Source organism: Bradyrhizobium hereditatis, assembly GCF_020329435.1.
Taxonomy (GTDB): Bacteria; Pseudomonadota; Alphaproteobacteria; order Rhizobiales; family Xanthobacteraceae; genus Bradyrhizobium; species Bradyrhizobium hereditatis.
The window spans coordinates 35,663-50,057 of sequence record NZ_JAGKJK010000017.1; the positions used below are offsets into that span (position 1 = coordinate 35,663).

Here is a 14,395-nt window from a genome sequence, read left to right on the forward strand (position 1 = left end):
TAAATCGGTAGAACCTGTGAACATCTGTGGACATCTTTTGGCCCTTCCACGCTGCCGGATAGCACGCAACGCGCGCGTCTCGTGATGGTTACCCGCTGAGCGATGCCACGATGTGATCCGACACTTCTTCGTGTCCGTTGCCAAAAGAAGCGCGCGTAAAACATACTACAACAGCATCCACAGCGCGATACATCCTCGCAATGCTCGTGTTGATAATTGTTATTTTCGACGTTGTGAAAAAGTCGAACCGGTCTTCTCTTGTCACGCCGGGCGAGTTGCCGAAGACAGCCGTTTCCGGATAGCCATGGCAAATGACGGCTTCCAGTGAGGCATCCTTCCATGGCTGATTTCCACGGCGTCTTTCCCTATCTGGTGTCTCCGATCGATGCTTCCGGTGAAATTCGCACCGAGGTGCTGGGTCGGCTATGTGACGATCTCATCAAGGCGGGCGTGCATGGATTGACACCGCTGGGGTCGACTGGCGAGTTTGCCTATCTCAACCAAGCGCAGCGCGCGGCCGTGGTCGAGACCACGATCGAGGCTGCAAGTGGTCGCGTGCCTGTTGTTGCCGGCGTTGCCTCGACGTCGACGGCGGACGCTGTTGCCCAGGCAAGAGAGTATCAAAAGGGCGGTGCCGACGGCATTCTCGCGATCATGGAAGCCTACTTTCCGGTCGCTGACGCACAGGCCGAGTCCTACTTCCGCGCGATTGCCGATGCCGTCGACATTCCCGTCGTGATCTACACCAACCCGCAATTCCAGCGGTCCGACCTGACGCTCGACATCATCGCTCGGCTCGCGACCCATCCGCGCATCGGCTACATCAAGGATGCTTCGACCAACACCGGCCGACTGCTGTCGATCATGAACCGTTGCGGCGACAGCATCAAAGTCTTCTCCGCTTCCGCCCATATCCCTGCGGCGGTGATGCTGATCGGCGGACTGGGTTGGATGGCAGGCCCGGCCTGCATCATCCCGCGGCAGAGCGTCGAGCTTTATAACCTCTGCAAAGCCAAACGTTGGGACGAGGCAATGGCGCTGCAACGCAAGCTATGGCGCGTCAATGAAGCATTTGCGCGCTTCAATCTGGCAGCCTGCATCAAGGCCGGGCTCGACATTCAGAGCTACGCGGTGGGCGATCCCGTTCCGCCGCAGGCGGCGTTGACGGCGGAGCAGCGCAAGGTCGTAGAGGCGGCGCTGCGCGATATTGTGTAAGAGCTTCCTGCGAGATGCCGTAGCGTGGGCAAAGCGAAGCGGGCCCGCCATCTATCAATGAAGCGACGTTAATGGTGGGCACGCTTCGCTCTGCCCACCCTACAATTCCTTCCTTCTTGGCTTAAACCGCCCGCAGCGCCTCCTTCGGCGTTTCGCGGATCAATGCCTCGAGATCGCTCTGCTCCAGCGTCTCCTTCTCGAGCAGCTTCTTCGCTGCCCGATCCAGGATCGCGCGGCGCGCTTTCAGGATGCCTTGCGCGCGCTCGAACACACGGTCAACGATAGAGCGAACCTCCTCGTCAACCGCAGCGGCAGTCTCGTCGGCATAGTCGCGCTCGCGCACGGGGTAGGGGCGGTCGGCACCCGCCAGGAAATTGCCGGGATCGCGCTCATAGGCGACGCCGCCGAGTTTTTCGGACATGCCGTAGCGCGTCACCATGCTGCGGGCGATGTCGGTGACGCGGCGAAGGTCGTCGGCGGCGCCGGTGGAGAGATGATTGAACACGATCAATTCCGCGGCGCGGCCGCCGAGCAGCACCGCCATCTTGTTCTCAAGTTCTTCCTTGGTCATCAGGAAGCGGTCTTCGATCGGGCGCTGGATGGTGTAGCCGAGCGCACCGACCCCTCTCGGAATGATCGATACCTTGTGCACGGGATCGACCCCGGGCAGCGACAGCGCGATCAGGGCGTGGCCCATCTCGTGATAGGCAACGATCTCGCGCTCCTTCGGATTAAGCAGTCTGTTTCGCTTCTCCAGTCCTGCCACCATGCGCTCGACCGCATTGTTGAAGTCGGTCATGGTGACGGAGCTGGCGCCGCGACGCGTCGCGAGCAGCGCCGCCTCGTTGACCAGATTGGCGAGATCCGCACCCGTGAAGCCGGGCGTGAGCGCCGCGACGGCCTCTGCGTCGACGCTTGTGTCAAGCTGCACTTTCTTCATGTGTACTTTGAGAATTTCGACGCGGCCCTTTTTGTCGGGGCGATCGACCAGCACCTGACGGTCGAAGCGGCCGGCACGCAGTAGTGCCGGGTCGAGAATTTCCGGCCGGTTGGTCGCGGCCAGGATGACAAGGCCCGAACGCGAGTCGAAGCCATCGAGTTCGACCAGCAGCTGATTGAGCGTCTGCTCCTTCTCGTCATGCCCGCCTGCGAAGGGGCCGATGCCGCGGGCCCGGCCCAGCGCATCGAGCTCGTCGATGAAGATGATGGCTGGCGCTTTCTCATGCGCCTGCTTAAACAGGTCGCGCACCCGTGCCGCGCCGACGCCGACGAACATCTCGACGAACTCCGAACCGGATATCGAGAAGAATGGCACCTTGGCCTCGCCGGCCACAGCCTTGGCCAGCAAGGTCTTGCCGGTGCCGGGCGGGCCGACCAGCAATACGCCCTTGGGCATGCGTCCGCCAAGCCTGCCGTAGTCGGTCGGATTCTTCAGGAAGTCGACGACCTCGCGCAATTCGTCCTTGGCTTCGTCCACGCCCGCGACGTCGGAAAAATTCACGCCGGTATTGGACTCGACATAGATCTTGGCCTTGCTCTTGCCGATCGCCATCAGCCCGCCGCCAAGACCCCCGCCTTCCGCAGCGCGTTTGGCGATGTACCACCACAGGCCGAAAAACAGGAGCACCGGCATGACCCAGGAGAGCAGGTCACGCAGGAACGTGCTCTCGATCTGGCCGGTGAATTTTACGTTATATTTCTCAAGCTCCTGTGCGGTCTCCTGATCGACGCGGGTGGTGACGAACTGCTTTTGTCCGCCAGGCAGCGGCTCCTTCAAGGTGCCCTGCACTGTGCGGTCCGAGATACCGACGCTCACGACCTTCCCGTCCTTCAGCAACTGCTGATATTCGCTGTAGGGAATGATCGCGATCTGGCTCGCCGTGGAGATGAAGTATTGAATCAAGAAAACGGTGAAGATCGCGGCGATCGCATAGCCGACATTGAAACGCGTCTTGTTGTTCATGATCGAACTCCGGGCGCACACCCCAACGGGAAACCGCGTCGGCACACTCGCCTGAATCGGAAAAGCCGTGTCAGGACCCTCGATTGCGGCCTCCTGACAATGGGAACAGACAGGTTTGGTTTCAATGGCTGCCGTCGCTTGCGCGACAAATCGCGCTACCCTAGATCATGCATAGCGCGCACCTCCAGTGCGCCAACAAGTCTCTGAAAGAGCAGAAACTTTTGGCCGGCCGACGCGTTTGGTCACGCGGACGCCCGAAAGGGCCTGCAAGTCCTGCCTCCCGTTTCGCTCCTTTTTGAGGCGAACGGCATTGCCAGATGAGTGATCGATGAGCCGTCGCTTCGCGCTTTCCCTAGCCGTCATCGCAGCCGTGCTGCTGGCCCTGACGATTTCCAATATCCGCTACAGCCCGTGGACCAATACTTCAGCCCGTAGTGTAGACCAGCGCGGGCCGCTCTCCGAGGGCGAGCGTGCCAACATCGAACTGTTCGAGCGCGTGTCTCCGTCGGTCGTGCAGGTCGCCGCGCGGTCTGCTGCCGCCAATCCCTTGGCCGAGGACGAAGGCGGCGGGGCCGGAGCCGCCTCGGGCACTGGCTTTATCTGGGACAATAATGGACATGTCGTCACCAACAATCATGTCGTGCAGAACGGCAGCGAAGTTGCGGTTCGCTTTGCATCGGGCGAGGTGGCGCAGGCCGAAATCATCGGCGTTGCGCCCAACTATGACCTTGCGGTGTTGCGGATCAGGAGTGCACGCAAGCTGCCGCCGCCGGTGGCGCTCGGCAGTTCAAGCGACCTGAAGGTCGGTCAATCGGCATTTGCGATCGGCAATCCCTTCGGGCTCGATCAATCGCTGACCAGTGGCATCATCAGCGCACTCAAGCGCCGGCTGCCGACCAGCAGCGGCCGCGAGATCGCCAACGTGATCCAGACCGACACCGCGATCAATCCCGGCAATTCTGGCGGGCCGCTCCTCGATTCAGCGGGACGATTGATCGGCGTCAACACGGCGATTATCTCGCCCTCGGGCTCCAGCGCCGGTATTGGATTTGCGATCCCCGCCGACATCGTCAATCGCATCGTCCCCGAGCTCATCAAGAACGGTCGCGTGCCGACGCCCGGAATCGGTATTGTCGCTGCCAGTGAGGCCGTTTCGACCAGGCTAGGCGTCGAAGGTGTGATCGTCGTGCGCACCGCGCCCGGAAGCCCGGCCGAACGCGCCGGCATCCGCGGCGTCGATTTCAACTCGGGTGCGCTCGGCGACGTCATCGTCCAGGCCGACGGCAAGCCGGTGCATCGGCTTTCCGATCTCACCGATCAGATCGAGCAGGTCGGTGCCGGCAAGAGCATCCGCATCAGCGTGAAACGGGGCTCGCAGACGCGCGATCTCAACATCGACATCGTGGACATCAGCCGCAGCTGATAGCCCTGTTCTTTGATGGCAGAGTCATACCCGGGCGGGCGCGGCGGGACCGCGCCGGTGAGCTGGTGCATTTACTGCAGTGAAATTGAATGCGTTGCCTCCTGCGGAAAAACCGCTAAAACCCCGGCCAATCCGACAAGAAGCTCGAAGGACATGCTGATGAATATTCTTCCCGGCAATATGCGTTTTGGTGCAGGCCAGCCGGTCAAGCGTTTGGAAGACCAGCGACTGCTCACCGGGAAGGGGCAGTTCATCGACGACAAGCCCGAAGAGGGGGCGCTGTGGCTCTATCTACTTCGCTCTCCCCATGCCCACGCGAAGATCGTCTCGATCGATACGGAAGCTGCGTCCGGGATGCCCGGCGTCGAGGCCGTCTATACGGGGGCCGACCTGATCAAGGACGACATCGGCACGATTCCCACACTCGCCATCTTCAAGCGGCCGGACGGCTCACCGATGACCGTGCCACAGCGGCGGCTGCTGGCGCACGAGGTCGTGCGGTATGCCGGCGAGGCGGTCGCCGCCGTGGTCGCGACCTCTCGGGTGCTGGCGCAGACGGCGGCTGAAGCCATCGTCGTCGATTACGAGGTGTTGCCCTCGGTGGTCGATCCCCTGGAGGCAATCAAGCCCGGTGCCCCGCTGGTGTGGCCGGAGGCCCCCGACAACGTCGTTGCCGCCATGAGTTATGGCGACGCGGCCAAGGTCGAGGAGGCCTTTGCCAATGCCGCGCACAAGGTCTCGCTCGATCTGGTCAGCCAGCGGCTCGTGCCGTCGGCCATGGAGCCGCGCTCGACGATTGCCGAGATTGAAAAGAAGACCGGACGCCTGATCCTGCACGTACAGTCGCAAACTCCCGGCTCGACCCGCGATCTGCTCGCCGAATCCATTCTGAAGCGTCCGAAGGACAGTGTGCGCGTGCTGGTCGGCGATATCGGGGGCGGCTTCGGGCAGAAGACGAGCCTTTATCCTGAAGACGGCGTCGTTGCTTACGCCGCGACCAAGCTGAACAAGAAGATCCGCTGGCGCGGCGACCGCACCGACGAATTTGTCGGCGGCACCCATGGCCGCGATCTCACTTCGACCGGCGAATTCGCGCTCGACGCCAAAGGCCGCGTGCTGGCCTATCGTGTGCGCTCGATCGGCGGCACTGGAGCCTATCAGTCGGGAACGGCGAACATCATTCCGCTTGTGCTTGGACCCTTCGTGCAGACCGGTGTCTACGACCTGCCGCTGGTGCATTTCGAAGTAAAGTCGGTGATGACACACACGGCGCCGGTCGGCGCCTATCGTGGGGCGGGGCGGCCGGAGGCCGTGTTCATCGTCGAGCGTCTCATGGACGCCGCCGCGCGCCAGATCGGAATGGACCCGCGCACCATCCGCAAGATCAACTACATCAAGCCGGCGCAGCTGCCCTACACCAACGCCGTCGGTCAGGTGTACGATTCCGGCGCGTTCGCGCACATGCTGTCGCGCGCCGCCGAGCTTGCGGACTGGGATGGCTTTGCCGCGCGCAAGAAGGCGGCGAAGAAGAAGGGCCTGCTCTACGGGCGCGGCCTCACCAGCTACATCGAATGGACCGGCGGGCGCGCGCACACTGAAAAGGTCAGCCTGCATGCGACCGCGGAGGGCCGCGTCATCCTGCATTCCGCCACTATGGCGATGGGGCAGGGCCTGCAGACCACCTACTCCCAAATGGTATCAGATACGCTCGGCATTCCCCTGGACAAGATCGACGTCGTGCAGGGCGATACCGATCTTGCCACCGGCTTCGGCAGCGTCGGCTCGCGCTCGCTGTTCGTCGGCGGCACGGCGGTGGCCGTCTCGGCCAATGACATGATCAACAAGGCGCGCGAGAAGGCGTCGAGCGTGCTGGAGACGTCCGTCGAGGATATCGAATATCGCGACGGATGGCTGACGGTAGTTGGCACCGACAAGCGCATCAGCCTGTTCGAGATTGCGAAGAAGGAAGACGGCGCGCGCCTCTCCGTCGATTCCGAAGGCGAGGTCGACGGGCCGAGCTGGCCGAACGGCACGCATATCTGCGAAGTCGAGATCGATCCGGAAACTGGCGTCACGCGGGTGGTGCGCTACACGACGGTCGACGACGTCGGCGTTGCCGTCAACCCGATGCTGGTGACGGGACAGGTGCATGGCGGCGTCGCCCAAGGCATCGGGCAGGCGCTCTGTGAGGGCGTCGCCTACAGCGAGGAAGGTCAGCTACTGACCGCGAGCTATCAGGATTACTGCATACCGCGCGCCGACGACGTTCCGCCGATCACGGTCACGCTCGATGATTCCGCGCCCTGCCGCACCAATCCGCTCGGCGCCAAGGGTTGCGGCGAATCGGGCGCGATCGGCGGTCCGCCCTGCGTCGCCAACGGCGTGATGGATGCCTTGAGCGAGCTCGGCATTACCCAGCTCAATACGCCGCTAACGCCGGCCAAGGTATGGCAGGCGATCCGCGATGCCAGGGCGGCGGGAATGTGATTTGTCCGTCATTCCGGGGGCGCGCATCAGCGCGAACCCGGAATCTCGATGTTCCGGGTTCGATGCTCCGCATCGCCCCGGAACGACGGTGCGAGTGGCCCTACAGCCCCAACACCATCTTCGCGACGATGTCCCGCTGGATCTCCGACGAACCGCCGAAGATCGTGTACGCCCGGCCGTTGAGATATTCGGGCACCACAGGCAGCATTTCCTCCGGAATGCCTGGCGCCTCGTTGAGGCGGTACAGCGGCCGCATCGGTTCGACGTAGAGACCGTCATTGCCGATCACGTCGACGCCGAGCCGCGTCACCGCCTGGCGGATTTCGCTGACGCGCAATTTCAAGAGCGACGACACTGCGCCGGGATTTTGTCCGGTCTGCAATGCGGAGAGCACGCGCAGCTCCGTCATTTCAAGCGCGTCGATGTCAACTTCGATTTCGGACATCCTGACCGCGATATCGGGATCATCGATGGCGCGGCCGGTGGATTCCGATTCAGCGAGATCGGAGATCGTCTTCAGCGCATCGCGCAGCTTTGCCGAGGCGATGCCGGAGCCGCGCTCGAACTCCAGCAGATACTTGCCGTAAGTCCATCCCTTGCCTTCCTCGCCGACCCGGTTGGCGACGGGCACGCGCACATCATCGAAGAACACCTGGTTAACCTCGTGATCACCGCCGATAGTAAGAATCGGCCGCGTCGTGATGCCCGGGCTCTTCATGTCGATCAGGATGAAGGAGATGCCGTCCTGCTGCCGTTCGGTCTCGTTGGTGCGCACCAGCGCGAACATCATGTTGGCGTGGTGGGCATGTGTGGTCCAGATCTTGGTGCCGTTGATGATGTAGTCATCGCCGTCACGCACCGCGCGGGTTCTCAGCGAGGCGAGATCGGAGCCGGAGCCTGGTTCGGAATAGCCCTGGCACCAGTAATCTTCGCCCGCGATAATCCGCGGCAGATAATAATTCTTCTGCTCGGCCGAACCGAAACCGATGATGACGGGGCCGACCATCTTGACGCCCATCACGTTCACATTGGGCACGCCGGCGCGGGCGCATTCGGTCTCGAAGATCCAGCGCTGTGCCGGCGTCCAGTCCGGCCCGCCATGCTCCACCGGCCAGCCCGGCGCGCCCCAGCCCTTGTTGTGTAGCGCGCGCTGCCAGGCCATGCCGATGTCGGGGTCAGAGAACACTGACGGCGTCAGGGCGGTGGCGCGCTTCATCTCGGGCGTGAGATTGGCCGCGATGAAGTCGCGGACTTCCTGCTCGAAGGCGCGTTCTTCGGCGCTGAAGGTTAGATCCATGATGGCGCTCCTTGTCAGGCCTGAATGGCACGGCCGCCGAGGGCGGCGTGACGGCGGTAATGATGGGCGCTGCCGCCGAACAGTGTGTCGAAGGCGAGCAGCCGTTTGAAGTAGGAGCCGATATCGAGCTCTTCGGTGACGCCCATGGCGCCGTGAAGCTGGACCGATTGCTCGGCGACGAAGCGCGCGCATTTGCCGATCTTGGCTTTCGCCCCTGACGCCGCGCGGCTGCGCACGACCGGTTCGGCGCTCGCCATCAGCGCGGCACGCAGCGCCATTGAGCGCGCCTCGTCGCATTGCATCGCCATGTCGGCGAGGCGATGGCGGATCACCTGATTGGCAGACAGCGGCCGGCCGAACTGCTTTCGGATTTTTGTGTATTCCAGTGTCTGATCCAGCAGCGTCTGCATGATGCCGACGGCTTCAGCCCCAAGCGCGGCCATCGCGCGGTCGACCGCAGCTTCGATCACCGGCAACGCGTCGCTTCCGTCACCGAGCAACGCATCGCCGGGAAGTCGCACGCCGTCGAGTTCGAGATTGCAGGCGCGGCCGCCGCCAAGCCGCGGGTAGTCACGTAACGTGAGACCGCGCGTGCCTTGCGGTACCAGGAACAGGCATAGCAAGCCCGGCTTGCCGGATCCGTCATCGACGCGCGCCGAGACAGCGATCTGGCCCGCGGCGTTGCCGTCGAGCACGGCGGTCTTGTGTCCGTCAAGGCGCCAGCCGTCAGACGTCTTCTTCGCCGTGGCCCGGACATTGGCGAGATCGAAGCGCGCCTGACGCTCCGAATGCGCGAATGCCAGGTACAGCGACCCGTCGGCGATCTTCGGCAGCAGCGCCTGCTTCTGCGCCTCGGTGCCGCACTCTGATATCAACGATGCGCCGATCACGACGGTGGAGAGATAGGGCTCGGCGACGAGGCCGCGCCCGAACGCTTCCATCAGGATTCCGATCTCGATCGCGCCGCCGCCAAGGCCGCCGTAGGCTTCGGGGATCGGCAGCGCCAGCCAGCCGAGGTCGGCGAACTGCTTCCATATCTCGGCGCTGAAGCCGAGCGGATCGTTTGTGATCCGGCGGCGGTGATCGGCGGTATAGGTCTCGCTGACGAAGCGATCGGCACTTTCGCGCAGCAATCGCTGCTCATCACTCAAGGTGAGGTCCATCTGATGTTCTTTGCTTTCTCTATTTCATGGGTGCCGATTTTCGAACCGAGGGATGAAGGCCCGCAGGATCGACGATCATTCCGAACTCTTGAAGATTATGCGCGTGGCAAAGCTGATGCAGCGCGAATGCCTGCTCGATCGCTGCCGGCTGGCCCATCACGTCGACGGAACGATTGACGGCTTCCTTGGTCAGCTTCAGCGCGAAGGAAGGTTTGGCCGCGATCCGTTCGGCGAGCTTCATCACAAAAGAGGACAGCTCGTCGCGCGGCACCACATGATTGACCATGCCGAGCCGGTGCGCTTCCTCCGCGCTCCAGACATCAGCAGTGAACAGCAATTCTTTCGCTTTCCGCGGTCCAAGCTCCCAGGGATGCACGAACCATTCGACGCCGCAGACGCCCATGGTGACAACGGGATCGCAGAACTCAGCATCATCGCTCGCGACGATGAGGTCGCAGGCCCATGCCAGCATCAGGCCGCCGGCGATGCATTTGCCGTGCACCTCCGCGATTGTCGGTTTTGCAAGATTACGCCAGCGCCGCGTGATCTGCAGATAGATTTCCTGCTCGCGGGCGAAGCGGCCATGCGCGTTAGGTTCGGCGAATCCGCCCCAATTTCCAACCGGCGGAAAATCCACGCCGGCGGTGTTCTTGCCGCCGGGGCGCAGGTCGTGCCCTGACGAAAAATGCGGACCCGCGCCCGCGAGAATGATGACCTTGACCGCATCGTCCTGCACCGCCTGGTCGAAGGCGGCATTGAGATCGTAGGTCATCTGCAGGTTCTGCGCATTGCGCGCCTCTGGCCGGTTCATCACAATCCGCGCAATGCGCGGCTCCGGCCGTTCCACGACGATGGTCTCGAATGGCATTTACGTCCTCGCGCTTCCTCAATTGTTGGCGGCCATGTTGTTATTTCGGCAAGTGATACGCAAGTGCTGTCGCTTGCAAAACGGCCTGCAGATTCGGCCTGACCCGGGCCTGCGCCTGCATACCCCACGCAACCATTCTGCTATGCTGGCGTTTGATTGTTTTTGAGGAGAGTTCAATGCGCAGATTCTGGACTGTGCTGGCAGCGCTGGCGACATTGAGTCTGACCAATTGCGGCTACAACGCGATCCAGACCAATGACGAGCAGGTCAAGTCGGGCTGGTCGGAAGTGGTCAACCAGTATCAGCGCCGCGCCGATCTCGTGCCCAACCTCGTCAATTCCGTGAAGGGGTTTGCGCAGCAGGAAAAGGACGTGCTGCAGGGCGTCACCAATGCCCGCGCCAAGGTCGGCAGCATCCAGGCGACGCCGGAAGTGCTGAACGATCCTGCTGCGTTCCAGAAATTCCAGGCGGCACAGAGCGAATTGACGAGCGCGCTGTCGCGGCTTTTGGTCGTGACCGAGAATTATCCGCAGCTCAAATCGGATGCGCTGTTTCGCGACCTGATGGCACAGCTCGAAGGCACCGAGAACCGCATCACCGTGGCGCGCAACCGCTACATCAAGGCGGTGCAGGACTACAACGTCGGTATCCGCACCTTCCCGAATAATCTGACGGCGATGGCGTTCGGCTACAAGGAGAAGCCGGGTTTTTCGGTTGAGAACGAGAAGGCGATTTCGACTGCACCGAAGGTGGATTTCAATCCGACACCGGCGCCCGCGAAATAGCGGGTGAGCAGACAACCCGCGATGAACGCTGCAAGAGCCTCCATTCTTGCGCTGTTGCTGTGCTGGGCCTGTTCGGCGCTGGCGCTTGTCGCGGTGCCGCCGCTGACGGGCCGGGTCGTCGACCAGACCGGCACGCTATCGGCTGGCGATATCGCTTCATTGACGCAGACGCTGAAAGATCTGGAAACGCGAAAGGGCAGCCAGATCGCGGTGCTGATCGTGCCGACGACAGACGGCGAGGCGATCGAGCAGTTCTCGCTCCGCGTCGCGGAAGCCTGGAAGATCGGCCGCACGAAGATCGACGATGGCGCGCTGCTTGTTATTGCCAGGAATGATCGCCGTTTGCGGATCGAGGTTGGCTACGGCCTCGAAGGCGCGCTCACCGACGCCACCACCAAGCGGATCATTGACGAAGATATCACGCCCAAATTCAAGGCCGGCGATTTTGCCGCTGGCGTCGCGGCGGGCGTCAACCGGATGATCCGGGTCGCCGAAGGCGAGAAGTTGCCCGAACCGGCGCCGCCGCATTGGGAAACGCCCGATCTACTGAGCTATCTTGATCTAGGCAATCCGCTTGTCATCTTCGGGCTGATCGTTCTTGCAGCGGTGCTGCGCAGCTTTCTCGGCCGGTTCATCGGGGCCGCGGCCGTCGGCGGCATCGTCGGGGTATTTGGCTGGTTCGTGTCAGGATCCCTTGCCGCGGCGATGCTGGTCGGATTGGCGGCCTTTGTCGTCACGTTTCTGTTCCAGAATCTGGATTCGAGTGGCCCAACCATGCGCCGCAGCCGATATCAACGCGATCCCGGCGGTTGGGTAATCGGCGGCAGCGGTGGCTCCTGGGGCGGTGGCTCTCGCTCCAGCGACAGCGGCAGCTTCAGCGGAGGCGGTGGCAGCTTTGGTGGCGGCGGCGCGTCGGGGAACTGGTAGGCATGAGCATTGGACGCATCATCAGGCATCTTCTCCAGCATCACTGGCGGCGGCGTCTGGCATTTCCGCCGGCGACGCTGGCGAGAATCGAGCAGGCGATTAGGGCCGGCGAGGCCACGCATGCGGGACAGCTTCGCTTCGTGGTCGAAGGCGCGCTCGACGGCGCTCCGCTGTTTCACAACCAGCCGGCGCGGGAGCGGGCGTTGGATGTGTTTTCCCAGCTTCGCGTCTGGGACACCGCGCACAACAACGGCGTTCTGATTTATCTGCTGCTCGCCGACCGCGATGTCGAGATTATCGCCGACCGCGGCATCAACGCCAAGGTCGGCACCGAGGGGTGGGAGCGGATCTGCCGGGAAATGGAAACGGAATTCAAGGCAGGGAATTTCGAGCGCGGCGTGATCAAGGGGGTCGAAGCCGTGTCACGCGAACTGGCCACGCATTTCCCAAGGACGGGCGGCGAGGCGAATGAATTGCCGGATTCGCCAGTCGTGATGTAGCCGGCCGCCACTTAAACCAATGGATAGTCGGCTCATCCGTTTCCGTTGCGGGAGCCTACCTCAGTTCAGTTTGGCAATACCTGCGCGCAATGGCGTCAGCGGGCACCGGGTGGTACTCATCAGATCAGTTCTAGTAACCGCAATGCAAGCAACGGAACCGGACCCCATGAGCCGGCAGTTGCAAGACAAGGTCGGCGGCGTAACGCCCGCCGGCCTTTTCTCATGATCGATCGGTCTACAACCCGATTACAATGCGTTCACGCCCTCGCCGAAGGCCTCTCAGCTACGCGCGCCATCCACACCACGATGTTGAGGCATGGCGATGTGCAGCGTGCCGGCTGGTCTAGCTGTCGTCGAGTTTGTTGAGGTCGCGAACCGATTGCATGATGGGCTCGAAATTTGCTCGCGCATCCAGCGCGTCGAACAATTGCGCGGTGTCGGACAGCAGGCCATGCGAACGCTGGATCGCGATCCGCACGTCCTGCTGCGGCGTGTCGGATAACCGCCCGTGGCCGGAGAGCAGGATCTTGGAATCCAGGCCCTTCAGCCGCTCCAGCGACTGGATGTAATCCGCGATGCTGCCGGAGCCGAACACGCCCCCCATCACGCCACCAGGCATCAAGGTGTCGGAGGCGAACAGCAATCCCTTGTCCTGGTCGAATAAGGTAATGCAAGCCGAGGTGTGGCCGGGCGTGTACATCACGTTGAGGCGGAAATTGCCGAGGTCGATCAGGTTTCCTTCCTCCAGCCAGAGATCGATGTTGATCGGCACGTTCGGCTCGTTGAACATCTTGCGCAGCATCGAGAAGTCATCGCGCAGCATGATCTTGTTGGCGGCCAGCCGATGCGCGGCGATGAAGGCGCGACCGTGGAAATGATAGGCGGCGCCGATGTGGTCGAGATGCTCGTGGCTCAGCACCACCATATCGATATCGTCGGGCTTCACGCCGACGTGGTCGAGGGACGTCAGCAGATGCGGATAGTTTGACGACAGCCCGACATCGATCAGGATGGTGCGCGAGCTGCCGCGCACTAGATAGGCGTTAGCCCCGCGGTTCTTGAAACGTATCTGATAGACGTTCTCGGCCGCCTCGATCAGCGTACAGACGTCGCTGTCGCGCAGCGTCTTGAACGGACTCGGTTTACGTTCGCTCATGAAGCAGCCGCGGCTTTGTAGGCGACGGTATTGGAGGCCCGCAAACGCTTGCTGAGTGCATCCATGATCATCAGCGCAAAGGCCGGCTGCTGGCTGACCAGATAGACGAAGCGGGCGTGGTTGATCCGCATCACGCGGGTGTTCGGCGCGGCTGCAATCGCCGTTGCCGATCGGGACGAGCCGTCGATCACAGCCATCTCGCCGAAGAACTCACCCTTGCCGAGCGTGACGATCACCGTCTTGCTGGCGCCGTTCATCTTGGCGATTTCCACCTTGCCGTCGAGCACAACGAACAGTTCCCGCCCGGTCGAGCCTTCCTCAAAAATGACGTCATCTACATCAAACTCGTTGATGCATTTCTCGATGGTCATGGTGGCCACCTGCCTTTCTGGCTGGTCGGTTGCGTCCATGTTAATCGGGAAACAGACCGGCGCAAACGGAAGCGACAGGGATGCCGCAGGGCAGCATAGGGATTTGGGATCGGGCCGGCCGACGTTTGGCGCCCAACACCCGTTCGGATGAGTTCCTAAAATTTCGGTAAGGCCGGGCCCGGTAACGATTTCGCAAGCAATAAAAGTTACCAAATGGTCAATCAATTCTGGAGAATCCAA

At 62.2% G+C, this 14,395-nt stretch carries 12 protein-coding genes; 6 read left to right on the forward strand and 6 right to left on the reverse strand.

The window, feature by feature from the left end:
- Positions 1–339 precede the first annotated feature (339 nt).
- Complete coding sequence (locus J6524_RS30400) at positions 340–1,215, forward strand: dihydrodipicolinate synthase family protein (RefSeq protein WP_225677562.1); 876 nt, start codon at positions 340–342, stop codon at positions 1,213–1,215.
- Positions 1,216–1,336: 121 nt separating this feature from the next.
- Here the strand turns inward: J6524_RS30400 and ftsH are convergent, their stop codons facing one another.
- Positions 1,337–3,178: an ATP-dependent zinc metalloprotease FtsH gene (gene ftsH / locus J6524_RS30405; RefSeq protein ID WP_225677564.1), complete on the reverse strand. Its 1,842-nt coding sequence runs from the start codon at positions 3,176–3,178 to the stop codon at positions 1,337–1,339.
- A gap of 328 nt (positions 3,179–3,506) precedes the next feature.
- Between ftsH and J6524_RS30410 the strand changes: the two genes are divergently transcribed.
- Positions 3,507–4,601 (forward strand): S1C family serine protease, encoded by a 1,095-nt coding sequence (locus J6524_RS30410; protein WP_225677565.1) that lies wholly within the window; start codon positions 3,507–3,509, stop codon positions 4,599–4,601.
- Between the two features lie 159 nt (positions 4,602–4,760).
- A complete protein-coding gene (locus J6524_RS30415) occupies positions 4,761–7,088 on the forward strand; it encodes a xanthine dehydrogenase family protein molybdopterin-binding subunit (RefSeq protein ID WP_225677566.1) in 2,328 nt (775 codons plus the stop codon).
- A 100-nt stretch (positions 7,089–7,188) separates the two neighbouring features.
- Here the strand turns inward: J6524_RS30415 and J6524_RS30420 are convergent, their stop codons facing one another.
- The 3 genes from J6524_RS30420 to J6524_RS30430 are packed head-to-tail and all read right to left on the reverse strand — an operon-like array spanning position 7,189 to position 10,416.
- Positions 7,189–8,385 (reverse strand): acyl-CoA dehydrogenase family protein, encoded by a 1,197-nt coding sequence (locus tag J6524_RS30420; RefSeq protein WP_225677567.1) that lies wholly within the window; start codon positions 8,383–8,385, stop codon positions 7,189–7,191.
- 14 nt (positions 8,386–8,399) lie between these two features.
- On the reverse strand, positions 8,400–9,548 hold the full coding sequence (locus J6524_RS30425; protein ID WP_225677568.1) for an acyl-CoA dehydrogenase family protein: 1,149 nt from the start codon (positions 9,546–9,548) through the stop codon (positions 8,400–8,402).
- Positions 9,549–9,567: 19 nt separating this feature from the next.
- Complete coding sequence (locus J6524_RS30430) at positions 9,568–10,416, reverse strand: enoyl-CoA hydratase (protein ID WP_225677569.1); 849 nt, start codon at positions 10,414–10,416, stop codon at positions 9,568–9,570.
- A 176-nt stretch (positions 10,417–10,592) separates the two neighbouring features.
- Between J6524_RS30430 and J6524_RS30435 the strand changes: the two genes are divergently transcribed.
- The 3 genes from J6524_RS30435 to J6524_RS30445 are packed head-to-tail and all read left to right on the forward strand — an operon-like array spanning position 10,593 to position 12,628.
- Positions 10,593–11,201, forward strand: coding sequence for a LemA family protein (locus tag J6524_RS30435; protein WP_225677570.1), 609 nt, complete (start codon positions 10,593–10,595; stop codon positions 11,199–11,201).
- Between the two features lie 21 nt (positions 11,202–11,222).
- Positions 11,223–12,128 (forward strand): TPM domain-containing protein, encoded by a 906-nt coding sequence (locus J6524_RS30440; RefSeq protein WP_225677571.1) that lies wholly within the window; start codon positions 11,223–11,225, stop codon positions 12,126–12,128.
- Between the two features lie 2 nt (positions 12,129–12,130).
- The gene (locus J6524_RS30445) at positions 12,131–12,628 is read left to right on the forward strand and encodes a TPM domain-containing protein (RefSeq protein ID WP_225677572.1); all 498 of its coding nucleotides are present in this window, start codon (positions 12,131–12,133) and stop codon (positions 12,626–12,628) included.
- A gap of 343 nt (positions 12,629–12,971) precedes the next feature.
- Here the strand turns inward: J6524_RS30445 and J6524_RS30450 are convergent, their stop codons facing one another.
- Together J6524_RS30450 and J6524_RS30455 are read right to left on the reverse strand one after the other, a co-directional pair.
- Positions 12,972–13,784, reverse strand: a complete 813-nt coding sequence (locus tag J6524_RS30450) for an MBL fold metallo-hydrolase (RefSeq protein WP_225677573.1) — start codon at positions 13,782–13,784, stop codon at positions 12,972–12,974.
- Complete coding sequence (locus tag J6524_RS30455; protein WP_225677574.1) at positions 13,781–14,395, reverse strand: Crp/Fnr family transcriptional regulator; 615 nt, start codon at positions 14,393–14,395, stop codon at positions 13,781–13,783. Before J6524_RS30455 ends, J6524_RS30450 begins: the two co-directional genes overlap by 4 nt.